Consider the following 18,688-nt stretch of genomic DNA (forward strand, 5'->3'; position numbering starts at 1 on the left):
ATGTGGGCGCCACCCGCGATCTTCACGCGCCGTTTCCGGCCCGTTCGCCTCGCTGGCAACTCGACCAGCGTACACGGTCCCCGTGCGGGCGCCAAATCGGCGTCCAGGCCGGGGCGCCCTCAGATGCCGTAACCCTCGAGGGTCCAATCGCCCCAGCCCTCGGCCCCGGTGTCGGCAGTGAACGCGCCCTGCAGCACGGCGGCGCGGGCGTTGCCGATCCGTTCCATCGCCGCGAAGGCCTCGCCCTCGTGACGCAGGAGCAGCCCCGTGGCCGCGCGGATCAGCGCACCGTGGGCCACGACGAGCAGGGTGTGGGCACCACCGTCGCGCGGGGTGTCCGCCCAGTGCGGGGGAACGTGTCCGCGCAGCGCACGCAGGGCCCGCTCGCCGCCCCCGCGCAGGGTCTCCCCGCCCACGGGGCCGGCGTCGAGCGCCGGCTCGGCCCGCCAAAGGCGGTGCTCGTCCGGCCAGCGTTCCGCGATGGCACTGAGCTCCAGGCCCTCCCACTCTCCCCCGGCCAGCTCCATCAGCTCCGGGTCGACGGCCACGGACGCCGCGCCCACCCGGGCCTGGAGGACGATCTCGGCCGTGCGCCGCGCCCGGGCCAGCGGGGAGCAGACGGCCACGAGCTCCTCCGCGACCTCGATCAGGTCGCCCACGGGGCCGCCGGCGGCGCGGCGCGCCTGGCGCTCCCCCTCGGCGTTCAGCTCGATGTCCGTGTGCCCCTGGTAGCGGTCCAGGGCGTTCCAGTCGGTCTCGCCGTGACGCAGCAGGATCAGGCGCATCTCGCGACCGCGCTCAGGAGGCGTGCGAGGCGGAGGCGCCGTCGTCCTGGGCGGCCGCGTCCGGTCGGGTGCTCTCCTCCGGCAGGCCGAGGTCGATCGCCGGGGTGTCCTTCCACAGGCGGTCCAGCGCGTAGAACTCGCGGTCCTCGCGATGCTGGACGTGCACCACGAAGTGCCCGTAGTCGAGCAGCACCCAGTGGCCGTCAGACCGGCCCTCGCGACGCAGCGGCTTGAGCTGCTCGTCCTTCAGCAGCGCCTCCTCGACGCCGTCGACGATCGCGTTGACCTGACGCTCCGAGGCGCCGGAGGCGATCAGGAAGGCGTCGGTCAGGCCGAGCCGCTCGGCGACGTCGAACGCGACGATGTGCGTGCCGAGCTTGTCCGCGGCGGCGGCCGCGGCGGTGGTGAGGGCGTCCAGGGTGGTCTGGGGAACGGTCACGAGGTCTCCTCTTCCGAGACGTAGAGGTGGTGCTTGGCGATGTACTGGACGACGCCGTCCGGGACGAGATACCAGACGGGCCGGCCCCGGCGGACGCGCTCCCGGCAGTCCGTGGAGGAGATCGCCATGGCGGGGATCTCCATCAGGGACACGTCATCGCCCAGGCCCATGTCCGAGAGGTCGTGGCCGGGACGGGTGACACCGACGAAGTGCGCCAGGCCCCAGAGTTCGTCCACGTCCTTCCACGTGAGGATCTGGCCCATGGCGTCCGCGCCGGTGATGAAGAACAGCTCGGCGTCCGGGTGCAGGCGGCGCAGGTCCCGCAGCGTGTCCACGGTGTAGGTGGCGCCGGGGCGGTCGATGTCCACCCGGGAGACGGTGAACCGGGGGTTGGAGGCGGTGGCCACCACGGTCATGAGGTAGCGGTCCTCGGCCGGGGAGACCTGCCGGTCCGACTTCTGCCACGGCTGACCCGTGGGGACGAAGATGACCTCGTCCAGCGCGAACTCGGCGGCCACCTCAGAGGCGGCCACGAGGTGCCCGTGGTGGATCGGGTCGAAGGTGCCGCCCATGATGCCGAGGCGACGACGGCGCACGCCCCCGGCGGTGGGCTCGGGGACGGGGGTGCGGGAGGCGACGGTCATGCGCTCAGGAGACGAACGGACGGCCCGCCGCGTCGCCCCCGGCGGAGGCGGCGACGCGGCGGGCCGGTGAGACGTCAGTGACCGGAGGTGTGCGAGCCGCGGCCGGTGCCGTGGTGCTGGACCGCGGTGGTGGGCTCGGGCAGGCGCAGCGCGCGGGAGCGCATGGACATGGTGGCGGCCAGGGCGGCCATCAGCAGCGCGAAGACGAGCAGGCCGTACCAGATGGGGTCCATCGGCAGCTCGTTGACGACGTGGTGGCCCTCCTCGGCGGCGGCCAGGATCAGGGAGGTGTTCAGCATGGATGCTCCTCGGTGCAGCGGGTCAGACGGCCGGGCCGGGGCCGGGCCGAAGGGGTCCTGGTGTCCATCGTAGCCCGGCTCAGCGGCGGATCTGCCCGTCGCCGCGCAGGATCCACTTGGTGGTCGTGAGCTCCTCCAGGCCCATGGGCCCGCGGGCGTGCATCTTCTGGGTGGAGATGCCCACTTCGGCGCCGAGGCCGAGCTCGCCGCCGTCGGTGAAGCGCGTGGACGCGTTCACGATGACGGCCGCGGCGTCCACCTCGGTGATGAACCGCTCGGCCGCGGCCAGGTCGTTCGTGACGATGGCCTCGGTGTGGCCCGTGGACCACCGGCCGATGTGCTCGATCGCCTGGTCGAGGGAGTCCACGACGCGCACGGCCATCTCCATGTCCAGGTACTCGGTGCCCCAGTCCTCCTCGGTGGCGTCCACGGCGTCCCGGGCGTGGTCGCCGCGGTCGGCGAGCGTGGGCAGCCAGGCCCGCGCGGCCTCGTCCACGTGCAGCAGCACGCCGGCACGGGTGAGGGCGCGCAGCACTTCTCGGCCCACCTCCTCCGCGTCCCGGTGGAGCAGCAGGGTCTCGGCCGCATTGCACACGGAGGTGCGGTGGGTCTTCGAGTTGAGCACGATGTCCACCGCCATCTGCTTGGGTGCGGAGGCGTCCACGTACAGGTGCACGTTGCCCTCACCCGTCTCGATCACGGGCACCCGGGCCTCACGGACCACGCGCTGGATCAGCTCACGGCCGCCGCGCGGGACGAGGACGTCCACCGCGCCACGGGCGGCCATCAGGGCGGCGACGCCGGGACGTCCGAGGTCGTCGATGCCCTGGATGATGTTGGGGTCGAAGCCCTGGTCCACGAGCGCCTCCCGCAGCACCTGGATCAGGACCGCATTGGTGGACTCCGCGGCCGAGCCGCCGCGCAGGATCACGCCGTTGCCCGACTTCAGGGCGATGCCGGCGATGTCCACCGTGACGTTCGGACGGGCCTCGTACACGGCGCCCACGACGCCCAGGGGCACCCGCACCTGGCTCATCCGCACGCCGTTGGGCAGCGGGCCGCCGCGGACCACGGTGCCCACGGGGTCCGGCAGGCCGGCCAGGGTCTCCAGGGCGAGGGCCAGCGCCTCGACGCGCGCCTCGTCCAGCTTGAGGCGGTCCAGCATGGCCGCCGAGGTGCCGGCCTCGCGGCCGCGGCTGCGGTCCTCGCGGTTGGCCGTGATGATCGCGGCCGCGTTGGCGCGCAGGGCCTCGGCCATGTGGCGCAGGACGGCGTCCTTGCGGACGCGGTCGGCGGTGGCCAGCTCGGGCACGGCCTGACGCGCCCACTCGGCCCGTTGGCGGACGGCCTCCTCGACCTCGGGCGTCGGCGCCTCGGCGTCCTGGCGGCCGGACTGATCCTGGGGTGCGGTGCTCTCGGTGGTCTGCATGCCCCCAGCCTATCGAGCGCCCCGGACGAGGCACGAGGCCCCGGTCCGTCGCCGCGGCCGGAGCCCGTGCCGGTCAGCGCTGCGGCGGAGCCAGGCGCACCCAGTCGTCGGCGTGCACGACGACGCCGTCGTAGCCCGCGCCCAGGTCCTCGCGGAGGTCGGCGGTCGTCCGCCCGAGCATGGCGGGCAGCTGCGACGAGGAGTACTGCACGAGGCCGCGCGCCCGCACCCGGCCGTGCGCGTCCACGATCTCGACGACGTCGCCCGGCGTGAAGTCGCCCGTGCAACCGGTGATGCCCGCGGCCAGCAGGGAGCGGCCGCGGTCGATCGCCCCGGCCACCGCGCCGTCGTCGATGACGAGCCGGCCCCGGACCTCCGCGGTGAGGCCGAGCCACGCCGCGCGTGCGGACCGGCGGCGGCCGGTGGCGGAGAACCATGTGCCCACGTCCTGACCCGCGAACGCGGCGCCCGCGTTCGCGGCCGAGGTGAGCAGGGTCGGGATGCCGGTGGTGGCCGCGATGCCGGCCGCGTCCACCTTGGTCACCATGCCGCCCGTGCCCACGCCCGCGGAACCGGGCACACGCACGTCGACGCCGGCCAGATCGTCGTCCGAGGCGACCTCCGGGATGCGCCGCGCGTCCGGGTGGGAGGGGTGGCCCGTGTAGAGGGCGTCCACGTCCGAGAGCAGGACCAGCAGGTCCGCCTTGCAGAGGTTGGCGGTGAGGGCCGCGAGGCGGTCGTTGTCGCCGAAGCGGATCTCGCGCGTGGCCACGGCGTCGTTCTCGTTCACGATCGGCATCACGTCGAGCGTGAGCAGCCGCGACAGGGCGCGGTGCGCGTTCGTGTACTGGGTGCGCCGCATGAGCTCCTCGGCGGTCAGGAGCACCTGGGCCACCTCGGTGTCGTGCCGGCCGAAGCTCGTGGTGTAGTGCGCCATGAGCTTGCTCTGGCCGACCGCCGCCGAGGCCTGCTGGGTGGCGGTGTCCTTGGGGCGTCGGCCCAGCCCGAGGTGGGGGAAGCCGGCCGCGACGGCACCGGAGGACACGAGCACCACCTGGGTGCCCTTCTGCCGCTCGGCGGCGAGGACGTCCACGAGCCGGTCGATGGCCGCCACGTCCAGGCCGTCCGGGGTGGTCAACGAGGACGAGCCGATCTTCACGACCACTCGGCGTGCGGCCTGCATCGTCTCCCGCGAGGTCACGGGGTTGGCCTGCGGGTCCTCAGAGCCGCGCGTGGCGGGGGTCGGATAGCGGGTGACGACGGTGCGCCGCACGGACATGGATCATCCCTCTCGATCGTCGGTGTCGGTCCACAGGCCGGAGCGTCGCTCGGCCTCCATCTCGGCCCGGGTCGCCGCACGGGCGGCCCGGCGGGCATCCTGCTCGGCGCGCTTCTCCGCGCGGGTCGCGCGGGTGCGCTCGTCGAGCCGCAGGTCGGTGCCACGGGGCCCGGCGAGCAGCTCGGCTCCCGCGGACAGCGTGGGCTCCCAGTCGAAGACGACGCCCGTGACGTCGTCGCCGATCACGACGGCGTCGCCCGGCCTCGCACCGGCCTTGAACAGGCCGTCCTCGACGCCGGCCCGCTGGAGCCGGTCCGCAAGGTAGCCGATCGCCTCGTCGTTCTGGAAGTCCGTCTGGGCGACCCACCGCTCGGGCTTCTCGCCGCGCACGCGGAACAGCGGCTCGAGGTTGCGCTCCTCGCGGCGGATCGTGAATTCGGCCCGCTCGCCACGGCGGCGATGCCGGCGCGGCACCTCGACGGGCGCGGCCGGCGCGGGCTCGACCACCCGGGAACGGGCCTCCGCCACGAGCTCGGCCATGGCGTACTTGAGGGCGTCCAGGCCCTCGCGGGCCAGCGCGGAGATGTCGAAGACCCGTAGGCCACGGCCCTCGAGCTCGTCGCGGACCATGTCCGCCATCGCGGCGCCGTCGGGCAGGTCGGTCTTGTTCAGGGCGATGAGGCGGGGCCGCTCGTTCAGCGGTACGACGCCCTCCCCGCCCTGGGAGAAGACGGGCTCCACCGCGTAGGCCTCGAGCTCGGCCTCGATGGCCTCGAAGTCGGCGATCGGGTCGCGGTCGGACTCGAGGCTGCCGCAGTCGAGGACGTGCACGAGCGCGGCGCAGCGCTCGACGTGGCGCAGGAACTCCAGGCCGAGGCCGCGGCCCTCCGAGGCACCGGGGATCAGGCCCGGGACGTCGGCCACGGTGAAGCGCACGTCGCCGGCCTGCACGACCCCGAGGTTGGGCACGAGCGTGGTGAACGGGTAGTCCGCGATCTTGGGACGGGCCGCAGACAGGGCAGCGATGAGGGAGGACTTGCCGGCCGAGGGGAAGCCCACGAGCGCGACGTCCGCCACGGTCTTGATCTCGAGCGTCAGGTCCCGGCTCTCCCCCGGCAGGCCGAGCAGCGCGAAGCCGGGCGCCTTGCGCTTCACGGAGGCCAGAGCCGCGTTGCCGAGGCCGCCCTGACCGCCGGCGGCGGCGACGTAGGTCGCGCCCTCCCCCACGAGATCGGCCACGATGTTGCCCTGCTCATCCTTGACCACCGTGCCGTCCGGCACGGGCAGCACGAGCGACTGGCCGTTCTTGCCCTCGCGGTGGTCGCCCATGCCCGGCTGGCCGTTCTCAGCGGACCGGTGCGGGGCGTGGTGGTAGTCCAGCAGCGTGGTGGTCTGCGAGTCCACCACGAGGGTGATGTCGCCGCCGTCGCCCCCGTCGCCGCCGTCGGGGCCACCCAGGGGCTTGAACTTCTCGCGATGCACGGAGACGCACCCGTGCCCGCCGTTGCCGGCGGTGAGGTGGAGGACCACGCGGTCCACGAAGGCTGCCATGGGAGTGCTCCTAGGGGCTGGAGGGATCGGACTCAGACGGCCCAGGGGCCGGAGACGCCGACGGCGGGGGCGGGTCCGGTGGATGCCGGGCCCGCCCCCGCCGGGGCGTCAGGGGGTGCGGGTGTCCTCGCCGGGCGAGGGTCCGCACGCAGACCGCACGAGTGTCAGATCACTCCGCGGCGGGGACGATGTCCACGACCTTGCGGCCGCGGCGCTGGCCGAAGGCCACGGAGCCCGCGGACAGCGCGAAGAGGGTGTCGTCCTTGCCGCGGCCGACGTTGCGGCCCGGGTGGAACTTGGTGCCACGCTGGCGGACGATGATCTCGCCGGCGTTGACGTCCTCGCCGCCGTAGCGCTTGACGCCGAGGTACTGCGGGTTCGAGTCGCGGCCGTTCTTCGAGGAACTGCCGGCCTTCTTATGTGCCATTGCTGTTGCCTAACCTCTCGGATGCTCGGTTTCGCCGGTGCCGGTGACGGCTCAGGCGATCCCGGTGATCTTGACCGTGGACAGCTCAGAGCGGTGGCCCTGGCGCTTCTTGTAGCCGGTCTTGTTCTTGTACTTCATGATGACGACCTTCTTGCCACGGGAGTGGGAGACGACCTCGGCGGTCACCTTCACACCGGCGGCATCGGCGCCAGCCTTGACCTCGTCCCCGTCCACCAGCATCAGAGCGGGCAGCTCGACGGAGCCACCGGTCTCAGCGGGAACGCGGTCAAGGGTAACGAGGTCTCCGACGGAAACCTTCTCCTGGCGGCCGCCAGCGCGGACAATCGCGTACACCACTTGGGACTCACTTCTCTCGACGTTTCAATGGATCAGATCGGGTTCTGCTCGCCCGCACCTCGACCGCGGCTGCGTCCGGGTCCGGCGGTCCCTCACCGGGACATGCGGGAGCGTGCGGGCGGTGAACACCGATGGTCCAGCATACTCGCTGCCGGGCATCCGGACCAAACAGAGGCGTGTCGGCGCGTCGCCGCCGCCCGGGGCAGGCCCGGGGCGGCGGCACCGACGACGGTCAGCGGCCGCGACGGGCCAGGTCGGCGGCCTTCACGCCGACGCCGAGCATCACCGGGGCGGCACCCTGCGGCTCGGCGGGGGTGGACGCCTCGGCCACGGCCGCCGTGAAGCGGCCGCCCTGGGCGCCGCCGGGCGCGGCCTGGACCTGGACGTGGACGCCGTCGGACGACACGGCACGACGCGAGCGCCGGCGCGGCGATCCGGGCGCCGGGGCCGCCTGGGCCTCGGTCGGGGCGTCCGCGGCGGACGCCTGGTCCGCGTCCGCCGTGGGCTCCGCCGTCGGCTCGGTCGCCGCAGGCTCCACCATCACGGCCTCCTCGACGGCGGCCGGGGCGGCGGGCTGCTCGTGGACCTCGGTGGCGTCCGTGGACTCCTCGGGCGAGGGCTCGGTGGCCTCCACCGGAGCCGCGTCCGTGCGGTCGGCCGTCCGCTCGGCGGACGCGTCCGCACCGGCGGCCGGACGGACGACGCCGTCGCTCGAGGCCCGGCGGGACCGGCGGCGCCGGGGCGCCAGGGCATCCTCGGCGGGCACGGGCGCCGAGGCATCCTCGACCGGCTCCGATGCGTCCTCCGCGGGCGCGGCCGCCGAGGACTCGGCGTCCGCGGCGTCGTGCCGCGACGGCGTCGCGCGCTCCGCGCCCTGGTCCTCGGCGTCGGTCTCGGTCGAGGCCGCCTCGCCGTCCCGCCGGGACCGCCCACGGCCACCCCGACGACGCCGGGACCGGCGGGGACGGTCGTCCTGCGCGTCCGCGTCCTCCGGGGACTCGGCCTCCTCGGCCTGCGCGACCGGGTCCTGGTGCTCGGGGGCCTCGGCGGCGGCCGGCTCGGCCTCCTCCTCCGTCTGACGGGGCTGATCGGCGGACTCGGCGGGGCCGTCGTCGTGTGACCGCGCGGCATCCTCAGAGCCCGCGACCTCGGCGCCGGTGTCCCCCGACTCCTCGGTGCGGCCCCGGCCGCGGCGGCGGCCCCGACGGCGCCGGCGACGCGGCGTCTCCTCCTCGTCCGCCCCGGCCGGCTGCCCGGCCTTCGCGGGCCCGGCCGACGCAGCCTCGACGGCCTCGGCCACTGAGTCCTCGGCGGCGTCCGCCGCCTGCTCGGCGGGGGCGGGCTCCTGCGCGGGGGTCTCGTCCTCGGCCACCTTGCCGGAGGCCTTCGCGATCGAGTGCAGGGCGACCCGGGCGGCCTCGGCCCGCTCACGGCGCTGCCGCTCGTCCTCGGAGTCGACGTGCTCGGCGCCCGTCGTCGTGGCCGCGGCGGCGTGGGCGTGCTCGCCCTCGCCGTTGCCCCGGCGCCGGCGACGACGGCGGCCCTCCGCTTCGCCGCGCTGCTCACCGCCGGAGCGGCCCCGCTCGACGGGGGTGTCCTTGATGATGATGCCGCGGCCGGCGCAGTGCTCGCAGGTCTCCGAGAACACCTCCACGAGCCCGGTGCCCATGCGCTTGCGCGTCATCTGGACCAGGCCGAGCGAGGTCACCTCGGCGACCTGGTGCTTCGTGCGGTCCCGGCCCAGGCACTCCACGAGACGGCGCAGCACGAGGTCGCGGTTGGCCTCGAGCACCATGTCGATGAAGTCGATGACGATGATGCCGCCGATGTCCCGCAGGCGCAGCTGCCGGACGATCTCCTCGGCGGCCTCGAGGTTGTTCTTGGTGACGGTCTCCTCGAGGTTGCCGCCGGAGCCCGTGAACTTGCCGGTGTTCACGTCCACCACGGTCATGGCCTCGGTGCGGTCGATCACGAGCGAGCCGCCGGAGGGCAGGTACACCTTGCGCTCGAGCGCCTTGTGGAGCTGCTCGTCCACGCGGTGGGTGGCGTACAGGTCCTCGCCGTCGTGGTCCTCCGGCACCCAGTGGTGCAACCGGTCCAGCAGGTGCGGGGCCACGTAGGTCACGTAGGCCTCGATGTTGTCCCACGTGGCCTCGCCCTGCACGAGCATGGCGGAGAAGTCCTCGTTGAAGACGTCGCGGACCGTCTTGATGGTCAGGTCCGGCTCGGCGTAGAGCAGCTCGGGGGCGAGCACCTTGGTGCCGGACGCCTTCTCCTGGATGCCCTCCCACTGGGCGCGCAGACGGTTGATGTCGTTCTGCAGCTCCTGCTCGGAGGTGCCCTCGGCCGCGGTGCGCACGATCACGCCGGCGTCCTGCGGCAGGTGGTCCTTGAGGATCTTCTTCAGACGCGAGCGCTCCACGTCCGGCAGCTTGCGGGAGATGCCGGTCATCGAGCCTCCCGGCACGTACACGAGGTAGCGGCCGGGCAGGGAGACCTGGCTGGTCAGACGGGCGCCCTTGTGGCCCACCGGGTCCTTGGTGACCTGGACGAGCACGGTGTCGCCGGACTTGAGCGCGTTCTCGATCTTCCTCGGCTTGCCGTCCAGCTGGGCGGCGTCCCAGTTGACCTCGCCCGCGTAGAGCACGGCGTTGCGTCCGCGGCCGATGTCCACGAACGCGGCCTCCATGGACGGCAGCACGTTCTGGACCTTGCCCAGGTACACGTTGCCGATCATCGAGTCCTGCGTGGTGTGCGAGACGAAGTGCTCGGCCAGCACGCCGTCCTCGAGCACGGCGATCTGGATGCGCTGGTCGCGCTGGCGCACCAGCATCTTGCGGTCCACGGCCTCGCGGCGGGCCAGGAACTCGGCCTCGGTGATCACGGTGCGGCGACGCCCGCCCGAGCGGGAGTCGCGGCGGCGCTGGCGCTTCGCCTCGAGCCGGGTGGAGCCCTTGACGCTCTGGACGGTGTCCGAGGCGGTGCTCACGGCCTGGCGCGGCGCGCGCACGCGGGTGACGGTGTGCTCGGGATCGCCGGCCTCGCCGCCGTCGAGCTCCATGTCCACCTCGCCGCGGCGGCGTCGGCGGCGCCGGCGGGAGACCACGGCGCCCTCGGCCCGGTCCTCGGACTCTCCGGCGTCCTCGTCCTCGGAGCGCTGCCGGGACGTGGTCTCGGTGCGCAGGACCTCGATCAGGTTCGCCGGCACGGCGAACGGGTCGGTCGGGTCGACCTGCAGCGTCGGCGCGCTCGGCTCCTCGGGCGCGTCCGCGGCGTCGTCGGACGCGGGGGTCCGCTCCGGCTGAACCGCCCCGGCGGCGGTGTCCGCCGCGGTCTGCGTCACGGCCTGCTCGGCCGTCTCCTCCACGCGTTCGTCTGCGCGGGTCGTGTCCTCGTTGTTGGCCGCCATGGCAGCACCTCCCGCCGACCGACGACGCCACACTCGCCGCCGCCCGGCGTGTCCGCGTCCGCCGCCGGCCGCGTTGCCCCGGGCGCCGTGCGCCACGGGTGCGCCGGGAGGCGGACTCCGAGAAGTCATCGGGTGGACCGCGTCGACCGTCAGGGCCCGGCGCGGAACCGCTGCGCCCTCGAGATCGGGGCCTGGGCGTCACGTGCCGTCCGCCGGCCGGCGCACGGACGCACACGGGCGAGGCCCGGCGTCCACCTCCCGCACGATGCTCGACGCGGGGGCGCCTCGGCGGCGGCCCGACGTCGGGCGCGCAGCGGGCTGCCCCGCGGTGTGGCCACGGGACGGCCAGGGCCGATTCTCTCACATCCGCCCCGGGCACGCGCCTAGAATCGTGTCCATGCCTGCGACCCCGCTGACGGACGACATCCGCCTCTCCCCCGCCGACGACATCCCCGCCGAGGAGGCCCGGCTCACCTGGTACGCCCGGCCCGCGGGGACGGCGGCGCTGCTCCTGATCACCTCGCTCGTGGCGCTGACGGCGACGATCGTCATCATCGTCGAGCGCGCCCTCCTCACCGCGGACCCGACGCACCGCACGTCCTGCGACCTCAACCCGTGGGTGTCCTGCGGCCAGGTGATGCAGTCGTGGCAGGCCCACACCTTCGGCTTCCCGAACACGTACATCGGCGTGGTCGCGTTCTCCGTGCTCATCACCGTGGGGATGTCCCTGCTCGCCGGCGCCCGCTTCGCCCGCTGGTACTGGCTGCTGATGAACGCGGGGATCCTGGCGGGCTTCGCGTTCTGCGTGTGGCTCTGGTACTCGGCCGTCTACAGCATCGGCACGCTCTGCCTCTACTGCATGATCGTGTGGGCCATGGTCATCGCCCAGCTCGTGCTCGTGACGTCCCGGAACCTGCAGACCGGCACGCTGCCGGCCCCGGCCGGTCTCGTCCGCCTCGCCCGGGAGCTGGCCTGGCCCGTGATCGTGCTCCTCTACGTCCTGGTGTTCGCCTCGATCCTGCTGGAACTGGGCCTCGGGGTCATCGGGATCGACTGAGCCCGCGCTCCCCCACCGGGCACGACGACGGCGGCCGGTCACCCCACCAGGGTGACCGGCCGCCGTCGTGCGGGCCCGGAACGGGCTCAGCCGAACCAGATCGCGAGCTCGCGCTCGGCCGAAAGGGTCGAGTCCGAACCGTGGACGAGGTTCTTCTGGACGGCCTCGCCCCAGTCCCGGCCCAGGTCGCCGCGGATGGTGCCCGGGGCGGCCACGGTGGGGTCGGTCTTGCCGGCCAGCGAGCGGAACCCCTCAATCACCGAATCGCCCGTGACGCGCGCGGCCACCACGGGGCCGGAGGCCATGAACGCCACCAGCGGCTCGAAGAACGGCTTGCCCTGGTGCTCCTCGTAGTGGCGCTCCAACATGGCGCGGGTGGGCGTGAGCATCTTCAGATCGGCGATCACGTAGCCCTTGCGCTCGATGCGCGCGAGGATCTCGCCGACCAGGTTGCGGGCCACCCCGTCCGGCTTGATGAGGACGAGGGTCTCTTCGGTGTGGTGCGTCATGGGGTGTGCTCCTAGCGTCGTCGGACGGCCGCGAGCGCGGTCCGGTTCCCGCCCCACCCTAGTGGGGCCCGGGTCTCAGCGTCCGTGCTCGGCCTCCCAGGCGGCCTCGAGGCGGTCCCGGTGGGCGTTCTCGACGTCCATGGCACCGCCCTTGATCACGGCGTACGCCCACGTCAGCGCGAAGAGGGCCCCCACCACGAACATCGAGTACTCCCAGAAGCCGGAGGCCAGCAGGACGGCCTGGATCGCCCAGCCGATCGCGATGCCGACGGGCTTGCGCACCAGGGCGCAGGTCAGCACCGCGACGACGGCCAGCGCGGAGTAGCCCGCCACGAACCACCAGGCGCCCGGCTCGTCCCGGTGCATGCCGAACAGCATGAGCCCGAGGAAGAAGATGAGCACCGCCTCGAGCATGAGGATCGTGGAGGTGAACAGGGCGCGCACGGAGCGGCGGCGCCGACGAGTGCCGGGGCGCCACTGCCGCTGGGCTCGCGTCTCACGCGCGGGGCGCCAGGACTCGTCGCCGAAGCGCCCCTGCTCCGTGGCGCCTCCGGTCTCCGGCTGGTCGGGGGTCATCGGTCCTCCTCCGGCCGGCGGCGGGCGCCGGCGTCGTCGCGGTCCTCGAGCAGCTCGAGGATCTCCGGGTCCAGATCGTCTTCGTCGGCGTCCGCCAGCCCGACGGCGTCGAGCAGGTCGGCGGGGTCGAGGCCGCGGGCGGCCACGGTGACAGGGCCGGCATGCCGGGGTTCGCCCACGAGGGTGCGGACCTCGGCGGCCAGGGTGATCGAGCCGAGCACGAGCACACCGCCGCCGGTGCCGGAGGCCAGTTCGTCCGCGCTCGTCTCGAGGGCCTCCGCGCGGCCGACCGCCCACTCGAGGGCGTCCGGCACGGACTCGGTGGCGTACACGTCGTCCTCGGGCCAGCCGGCGTCGACGGCCATGCGGGCCAGCTCCCCCGCCGGGATGGCGCGGGCCGAGGAGGACTGCGTCACCGCGAGGTCCTCCACGTCGTCGCCGAACGCCCGGTAGAGCGCCGCCAGCATGGCCGGCGCGTCCTTCTCCTGGAGGATCCCGACGACCAGCGAGAGGCGGGTGAAGCCGAACGCCTCCTGCACCGCGCGGGCCGTGGCCCGCACGCCGTCCGGGTTGTGGGCGGCGTCCACGATGAGCGTGGGGGCGGTGCGCAGCACCTCGAGCCGGCCGGGCGAGGTGACCTGGGACAGCCCCTCGCGCAGCAGCTCCTCGTCCAGCGGCCGCTCGCCGCCGCCCAGGAACATCTCCAGGGCCGCCACGGCCACCGCGAGGTTCTGCGCCTGGTGCTCCCCGAGCAGCGGCAGGAACAGGTCCCGGTACTCGGCCGCGAGGCCGCGCACGGACACCTGCTGGCCGCCCACGGCCAGGGAGCGCTCGAGCACGCCGAACTCGACGCCCTCGAAGCGGAACGGCACGTCGGCCGCCCGCGCCGCCTCGAGCAGCGCCTGGGCGGCGTCGCGCTCCTGGGCGGCGGAGACGAGGGCGCCGCCGGGCTTGATGATGCCGGCCTTCTCCTCGGCGATCTCGGCCTCGGTCTCCCCCAGCAGATCTGTGTGGTCCAGGGAGATGGGGGTGACCACGGAGACGACGGCGTCCGCGACGTTGGTCGCGTCCGTCACACCCCCGAGGCCCACCTCCAGGACGACGACCTCGACGGGCTCGTCCGCGAACACCGCGAAGCCCAGCGTGGTGACCGCCTCGAAGTACGTCAGCGGGACCTCGCCCGCGGCCTCGAGCTCCGCGTCCACGGTCTGCACGATCGGGAGGATCTCCCCCCACACGCGCACGAAGGTCTCGTCGGCCACCGGGGCGCCGTCGATGCTGATCCGCTCCGTGACGCGCTGCAGGTGCGGCGAGGTGTAGCGCCCGGTGCGCAGCCCGTAGGCACGCAGGACGGCCTCGACCATCCGCGCCGTGGACGTCTTGCCGTTGGTGCCGGTCAGGTGGATCACCGGGGCCGCGTGCTGCGGGTCGCCGAGCAGCGCGAGCACGCGCCGCATCGGCTCGAGCCGCGGCTGCATCTTGTTCTCCGGAGCGCGGGCGAGCAGGTCCCGGTAGACCTCCTCGACCGTGCCCGGGACGTCCCCGCGCATCACGCGTCCGCCTTCGCGACGGTGACGGCCACGGTCTTCATGGCGTCGTCGGCCGGGTCCTTGCGCGGGTCGGCCGCGCCGGAGTCCACGAGCTCCAGGTCCACCGTGAGGGTCTCCTCCGCCACGAGGCCGCGGTGGGCCTCGAGCGCCGCCACCACGGCGGTGGGGCCCTCGATCCGCGTGCGCACGCGGTCGGAGACGTCCAGGCCGGCGTCCTTGCGGGCCGCCTGGACGGCGCGGACCACGTCCCGGGCGGTGCCCTCGGCGGCCAGCTCCGCGGTGACCTGCGTGTCCAGGACGAGGAAGCCGGCGGTGCCGGGCAGCACGCCCACCGTGGTCCCCTCGGGGGCACCGGTGGAGACGGTGCGCAGCTCGTAGAGCGCGGGGGCCAGGGTCACGGTCTCGCCGTCGGCGAGCGTGACCGCCAGGCCCTCGGCCGTCTCCTCGTAGGCGCCGGCGTCGACCGCCTGCTTCACGAGCGGCACCTGCCTGCCGAACGCCTTGCCGAGCTCGCGGAAGTTCAGCTTCAGCTCCGTGCCGATGCCGTAGCGGGCGATCGCCTCCTCCGAGAGCTCGGTGAGCTCGACGTCCTTGAGGTTCAGCTCGTCCGCCACGATGCGGGCGTAGGTGCCCTCGAGGCCCGCCGCGTCCGGGACGACGACGGACAGGCGGGGCAGCGGCAGGCGCACCCGGCGCCCGGCCCCCTTGCGAAGGGCCGAGCCGGCCGAGCTGATGCGGCGCACGGCGTCCATGCGGGCCACGAGGGAGTCCGCCTCGGGCCCGTGGGGGAACAGGTCGGCGTCCGGGTAGTCGGTCAGGTGGACCGAGCGGCCGCCCGTGAGACCGCGCCAGATCTCCTCGGCGATCAGCGGCATCAGCGGCGCGGCGGCCCGGGTGAAGGCCTCGAGAACGGTGTAGAGGACGTCGAAGGCGACGGTGTCCTCGTCGAAGAACCGCTCACGGGACCGGCGGATGTACCAGTTGGTCAGCGTGTCCATGAAGCCGCGCAGCGCGTCCGTGGCGTCCGAGACCTCGTAGGCGTCCAGGCCGGTCTTGACCTCCCGCAGCATGCGGCCCGTGGCGGCCAGGATGTACTGGTCCAGGGGGTCCTCGGCGGTGTGCCGCTCCTGCGCGCGGTACCCCTCGGGGCGGGCGCCGCCGTCGTGCGCGGTGTTCGCGTACAGGGTGAAGAAGTGGTAGGCGTTCCACGCCGGCAGCAGCACCTGGCGGACGCCCTCGCGGATGCCCTCCTCCGTGACGATCAGGTTGCCGCCGCGCAGGATGGGGCTGGCCATGAGGAACCAGCGCATGGCGTCCGCGCCGTCGCGGTCCAGGACCTCCGTGACGTCTGGGTAGTTGCGCAGCGACTTGGACATCTTCTGTCCGTCCGAGCCGAGCACGATGCCGTGCGAGATCACGTGGGAGAAGGCCGGCCGGTCGAACAGGGCGGTCGCCAGGATGTGCATGGTGTAGAACCAGCCGCGCGTCTGGCCGATGTACTCCACGATGAAGTCCGCCGGGTTGTGCGTGGGGAACCAGTCCGCGCGCTCGAACGGGTAGTGCACCTGGGCGTACGGCATGGAGCCGGAGTCGAACCAGACGTCCAGCACGTCCTCGACCCGGCGCATGACCGCACCGGCCGCGGCGGCCTCGGGGTCCGGGTGGGGGCGGGTGAGGTCGTCCACCCACGGGCGGTGCAGGTCCACCTCGCCCTGGGCGTTGCGCGGCAGGCGGCCGAAGGCCTCCTCGATCTCCGCGAGCGAGCCGTAGACCTCCTGGCGGGGGAAGTCGGGGTGGTCGGACTCCCACACCGGGATGGGCGAGCCCCAGTACCGGTTGCGGGAGATGGACCAGTCGCGCGCGTTGGCGACCCACGTGCCGAACTGCCCGTGCTTCACGTTGCCGGGGATCCAGGTGATCTCCTCGTTCAGCTCGAGCATGCGCTCCTTGATCTGGGTGACCTTGACGTACCAGGACGTCACCGCGCGGTAGATCAGGGGCGTGCGGCACCGCCAGCAGTGCGGGTAGGAGTGCTCGTAGGAGGCTTCGCGGGCCACGCGGCCCAGGGCGCGCAGGGCGCGGATGATCGTGCGGTTGGCCTCGAAGACCTGCACGCCGGCGATCTCGCGCAGGTCGCCGCGCCCGACGTCCTCGCGGGCGAACAGCGGCAGGAACCGGGCACCGGAGTCCACGGAGAGCAGCACGGGGATGCCGTTGGCCTCGCACACGCGCTGATCGTCCTCACCGTAGGCCGGCGCCTGGTGGACCACGCCGGTGCCGTCCTCGGTGGAGACGTAGTCGTCCACGAGGATGCGGTGGGCGCCCTCGACGCCGAGGTCACGGCCGTTGACGGTGAAGGTCTCCCCGCGGTGGGCGTCGAACACGTCCGTGAACAGCGGCGCGTAGGCCAGGCCGCCGAGGCGGGCGCCGGGGATCGTCTCGGTGACCGCGGCGCGGGCGGCGTCGGCATCGGCGTAGCCGAGCTCCCTGGCGTGGGCGCCCACCAGGTCCACGGCCAGGAGGAAGCGGTCCCCGTCCGCGGTCGCGCCCTCGGGGCCGGCCGGCACCACGGCGTACTGGATCTGGGGGCCGACGGCGAGGGCCGCGTTGGTCGGCAGCGTCCAGGGCGTGGTGGTCCAGGCCAGGACGTGGACGCCGGCCAGGTGCGCGGCGAGCGCCGCGTCGGCGCCGCCGTCGGGCACGAGGGCGGGGTCCGCCGGGAGGCCGGTGATCGGGAACGTGACGGTGACCGAGGGGTCCTGGCGCATCTTGTAGACGTCGTCGTCCATGCGCAGCTCGTGGTTGGACAGCGGGGTCTCGTCGTTCCAGCAGTAGGGCAGGACGCGGAAGCCGCGGTAGGTCAGGCCCTTGCGGTGCAGCTCGGAGAAGGCCCAGATCACGGACTCCATGAAGTCCGGGGTGAGGGTCTTGTAGTCGTTCTCGAAGTCGACCCAGCGGGCCTGGCGGGTCACGTAGTCCTGCCACTGGTCCGTGTACTTCAGGACCGAGGAGCGGCAGGCGTCGTTGAACGTGTCGATGCCCATGGCCTCGATCTCGGACTTGTCCGTCATGCCCAGCTGCTTCATCGCCTCGAGCTCGGCGGGCAGGCCGTGGGTGTCCCAGCCGAAGCGGCGCTCCACGCGGCGGCCCTGCTGCGTCTGGTAGCGGGCCACGAGGTCCTTGACGTACCCGGTGAGCAGGTGGCCGTAGTGCGGCAGGCCGTTGGCGAAGGGCGGGCCGTCGTAGAAGACGAACTCGTTCTGCGAGCCGTCCTCGTTCCGGGTGGGACGCTGGTCGATCGAGGCCTGGAAGGTGCCGTCCTCGTCCCAGTACGCCAGGATGCGGCGCTCGATCTCCGGGAAGCGCGGGGAGGCGGGGGTGCGGCCGTCAGGGGCGGAGGAGGCGAGGGGGTACACGGGGGTCCTTTGCGTCCGGGGCGTCGGTTCCGTGCAAGGACGCCCGAGGGCCCGACCCTCCGGCCGGCCGCGGACGCGGTACCACCTTGCTTGCCGGCGTCGGGAGGTCCCCGGGGTGCCGGCCGCTTGATGACTGCTGTGACGGGCTTACCCGTCCGGTTCTACTGGGGCCGTGCGGCCCGTTCTTCCGGAGGCTCGCCGGTGATGGCCGGGTCGACGCCTATGCCCGCCAGTGTAGTGGACGCTGCGCCGGCCCGTGGTCGCGGGGCCGGAGCGCGTCAGAGGGCGGTGCGCACGGCCGCCGACGCGTCGCCGTCGATCTCCACGTGCACGGCGTCCCGGCCCGAGGCCCAGAGGAGGAGCTCCCCGACCTCGCCGGTCACCGTGACGGGCGCCCGCAGCGCCACGGCCCCACGGGTGACGGTGACCGGGGCGCGACCCGGGCCCTGGAGGACCACCGGCGCCGCGGACTTACGCAGGAACAGCGGGGCCATGCGGCGCAGCGAGCGGTAGAGGGCGTCCTCCTCGTCCGGGGAGAACGAGCGCGGGGCGGGCAGCGAGCCGCTGGCCGCGGACTCGCCGCGCCGGACGTCCTCGAGGTGGATGAAGTGCTCGGCCGCGTTCACGTGCCTATCCGCCGCCCGCATGGGGTTCAGCGCCGACGGGCCCGCGGCCCACTCCCGCACGACCTCGGCGTAGTCGCGGCGCGTGGTGTCCGCGGTCAGGCGGTCGAGGTGGCGGGACAGCGGCGGGATGAACAGGGCGGCGAAGGCGTCGGGCCGGCTCTCCCGCAGCCAGAGGTGGGCGGCGAGGTCGCGGGTGCTCCAGCCGCCGCACAGGGTGGGCGCGTCGGGGCCCTTCTCGAGCAGGAGGTCAGCGAGGCGGGCACGTTCGGCTGCGGCGAAGGTGGTCATGGGCACCACGGTAGGGAGCGGGCCGCGGCGCGGGCGAGGGGTGGGCC

16 protein-coding genes are annotated in these 18,688 nt (G+C 73.6%); 1 reads left to right on the top strand and 15 read right to left on the bottom strand.

Annotation, left to right across the window (positions count from 1 at the left end; genetic code table 11):
• Window positions 1-119 precede the first annotated feature (119 nt).
• From HDA34_RS01930 to HDA34_RS01975, 10 genes are all read right to left on the bottom strand, one after another.
• Window positions 120-785, bottom strand: coding sequence for a histidine phosphatase family protein (locus HDA34_RS01930; protein ID WP_123244144.1), 666 nt, complete (start codon window positions 783-785; stop codon window positions 120-122).
• A gap of 13 nt (window positions 786-798) precedes the next feature.
• Window positions 799-1,224, bottom strand: coding sequence for a ribosome silencing factor (gene rsfS / locus HDA34_RS01935; RefSeq protein WP_002853902.1), 426 nt, complete (start codon window positions 1,222-1,224; stop codon window positions 799-801).
• The gene (nadD, locus tag HDA34_RS01940; protein WP_123244143.1) at window positions 1,221-1,868 is read right to left on the bottom strand and encodes a nicotinate-nucleotide adenylyltransferase; all 648 of its coding nucleotides are present in this window, start codon (window positions 1,866-1,868) and stop codon (window positions 1,221-1,223) included. Before nadD ends, rsfS begins: the two co-directional genes overlap by 4 nt.
• Window positions 1,869-1,942: 74 nt before the next feature.
• On the bottom strand, window positions 1,943-2,167 hold the full coding sequence (locus HDA34_RS01945; RefSeq protein WP_036316935.1) for a hypothetical protein: 225 nt from the start codon (window positions 2,165-2,167) through the stop codon (window positions 1,943-1,945).
• 79 nt (window positions 2,168-2,246) lie between these two features.
• Window positions 2,247-3,596, bottom strand: a complete 1,350-nt coding sequence (locus HDA34_RS01950; protein WP_134377143.1) for a glutamate-5-semialdehyde dehydrogenase — start codon at window positions 3,594-3,596, stop codon at window positions 2,247-2,249.
• A gap of 73 nt (window positions 3,597-3,669) precedes the next feature.
• Window positions 3,670-4,875: a glutamate 5-kinase gene (gene proB / locus HDA34_RS01955; RefSeq protein WP_020622078.1), complete on the bottom strand. Its 1,206-nt coding sequence runs from the start codon at window positions 4,873-4,875 to the stop codon at window positions 3,670-3,672.
• A gap of 3 nt (window positions 4,876-4,878) precedes the next feature.
• Entirely contained in the window at window positions 4,879-6,426 is a 1,548-nt protein-coding gene (gene obgE / locus HDA34_RS01960) for a GTPase ObgE (RefSeq protein WP_020622077.1), read from the bottom strand.
• 169 nt (window positions 6,427-6,595) lie between these two features.
• On the bottom strand, window positions 6,596-6,853 hold the full coding sequence (gene rpmA, locus HDA34_RS01965) for a 50S ribosomal protein L27 (RefSeq protein ID WP_002853915.1): 258 nt from the start codon (window positions 6,851-6,853) through the stop codon (window positions 6,596-6,598).
• Between the two features lie 51 nt (window positions 6,854-6,904).
• Window positions 6,905-7,210: a 50S ribosomal protein L21 gene (gene rplU / locus HDA34_RS01970; protein WP_002853919.1), complete on the bottom strand. Its 306-nt coding sequence runs from the start codon at window positions 7,208-7,210 to the stop codon at window positions 6,905-6,907.
• Between the two features lie 232 nt (window positions 7,211-7,442).
• Window positions 7,443-10,619 (bottom strand): Rne/Rng family ribonuclease, encoded by a 3,177-nt coding sequence (locus HDA34_RS01975; protein ID WP_233437072.1) that lies wholly within the window; start codon window positions 10,617-10,619, stop codon window positions 7,443-7,445.
• Between the two features lie 397 nt (window positions 10,620-11,016).
• Between HDA34_RS01975 and HDA34_RS01980 the strand changes: the two genes are divergently transcribed.
• Window positions 11,017-11,676, top strand: coding sequence for a vitamin K epoxide reductase family protein (locus HDA34_RS01980; RefSeq protein ID WP_134377141.1), 660 nt, complete (start codon window positions 11,017-11,019; stop codon window positions 11,674-11,676).
• Window positions 11,677-11,762: 86 nt separating this feature from the next.
• Here the strand turns inward: HDA34_RS01980 and ndk are convergent, their stop codons facing one another.
• The 5 genes from ndk to HDA34_RS02005 all read right to left on the bottom strand — a co-directional run bounded on the left by ndk (window position 11,763) and on the right by HDA34_RS02005 (window position 18,641).
• Window positions 11,763-12,185 (bottom strand): nucleoside-diphosphate kinase, encoded by a 423-nt coding sequence (gene ndk / locus HDA34_RS01985; protein ID WP_012750845.1) that lies wholly within the window; start codon window positions 12,183-12,185, stop codon window positions 11,763-11,765.
• A gap of 75 nt (window positions 12,186-12,260) precedes the next feature.
• Window positions 12,261-12,761, bottom strand: coding sequence for a DUF4233 domain-containing protein (locus HDA34_RS01990; RefSeq protein WP_036316917.1), 501 nt, complete (start codon window positions 12,759-12,761; stop codon window positions 12,261-12,263).
• Window positions 12,758-14,311 (bottom strand): bifunctional folylpolyglutamate synthase/dihydrofolate synthase, encoded by a 1,554-nt coding sequence (locus HDA34_RS01995; protein WP_098092957.1) that lies wholly within the window; start codon window positions 14,309-14,311, stop codon window positions 12,758-12,760. Before HDA34_RS01995 ends, HDA34_RS01990 begins: the two co-directional genes overlap by 4 nt.
• On the bottom strand, window positions 14,311-17,727 hold the full coding sequence (gene ileS, locus HDA34_RS02000; protein WP_095695639.1) for an isoleucine--tRNA ligase: 3,417 nt from the start codon (window positions 17,725-17,727) through the stop codon (window positions 14,311-14,313). The genes HDA34_RS01995 and ileS overlap by 1 nt, the downstream gene beginning before the upstream one ends.
• 278 nt (window positions 17,728-18,005) lie before the next feature.
• Entirely contained in the window at window positions 18,006-18,641 is a 636-nt protein-coding gene (locus HDA34_RS02005) for a TIGR03085 family metal-binding protein (RefSeq protein ID WP_134377140.1), read from the bottom strand.
• Between the last annotated feature and the right edge of the window lie 47 nt (window positions 18,642-18,688).

This window comes from Micrococcus luteus (genome assembly GCF_014138885.1).
In the GTDB taxonomy this organism is placed as follows: domain Bacteria; phylum Actinomycetota; class Actinomycetes; order Actinomycetales; family Micrococcaceae; genus Micrococcus; species Micrococcus luteus.

Excerpts from the sequence above, each read along its gene's own strand:
- HDA34_RS01930 (WP_123244144.1), bottom strand. The coding sequence starts at position 785 with ATGCGCCTGATCCTGCTGCGTCACGGCGAGACCGACTGGAACGCCCTG.
- nadD (WP_123244143.1), bottom strand. The coding sequence starts at position 1,868 with ATGACCGTCGCCTCCCGCACCCCCGTCCCCGAGCCCACCGCCGGGGGC.
- HDA34_RS01945 (WP_036316935.1), bottom strand. The coding sequence starts at position 2,167 with ATGCTGAACACCTCCCTGATCCTGGCCGCCGCCGAGGAGGGCCACCAC.
- HDA34_RS01950 (WP_134377143.1), bottom strand. The coding sequence starts at position 3,596 with ATGCAGACCACCGAGAGCACCGCACCCCAGGATCAGTCCGGCCGCCAG.
- proB (WP_020622078.1), bottom strand. The coding sequence starts at position 4,875 with ATGTCCGTGCGGCGCACCGTCGTCACCCGCTATCCGACCCCCGCCACG.
- obgE (WP_020622077.1), bottom strand. The coding sequence starts at position 6,426 with ATGGCAGCCTTCGTGGACCGCGTGGTCCTCCACCTCACCGCCGGCAAC.
- rpmA (WP_002853915.1), bottom strand. The coding sequence starts at position 6,853 with ATGGCACATAAGAAGGCCGGCAGTTCCTCGAAGAACGGCCGCGACTCG.
- HDA34_RS01975 (WP_233437072.1), bottom strand. The coding sequence starts at position 10,619 with ATGGCGGCCAACAACGAGGACACGACCCGCGCAGACGAACGCGTGGAG.
- HDA34_RS01980 (WP_134377141.1), top strand. The coding sequence starts at position 11,017 with ATGCCTGCGACCCCGCTGACGGACGACATCCGCCTCTCCCCCGCCGAC.
- ndk (WP_012750845.1), bottom strand. The coding sequence starts at position 12,185 with ATGACGCACCACACCGAAGAGACCCTCGTCCTCATCAAGCCGGACGGG.
- HDA34_RS01990 (WP_036316917.1), bottom strand. The coding sequence starts at position 12,761 with ATGACCCCCGACCAGCCGGAGACCGGAGGCGCCACGGAGCAGGGGCGC.
- HDA34_RS01995 (WP_098092957.1), bottom strand. The coding sequence starts at position 14,311 with ATGCGCGGGGACGTCCCGGGCACGGTCGAGGAGGTCTACCGGGACCTG.
- HDA34_RS02005 (WP_134377140.1), bottom strand. The coding sequence starts at position 18,641 with ATGACCACCTTCGCCGCAGCCGAACGTGCCCGCCTCGCTGACCTCCTG.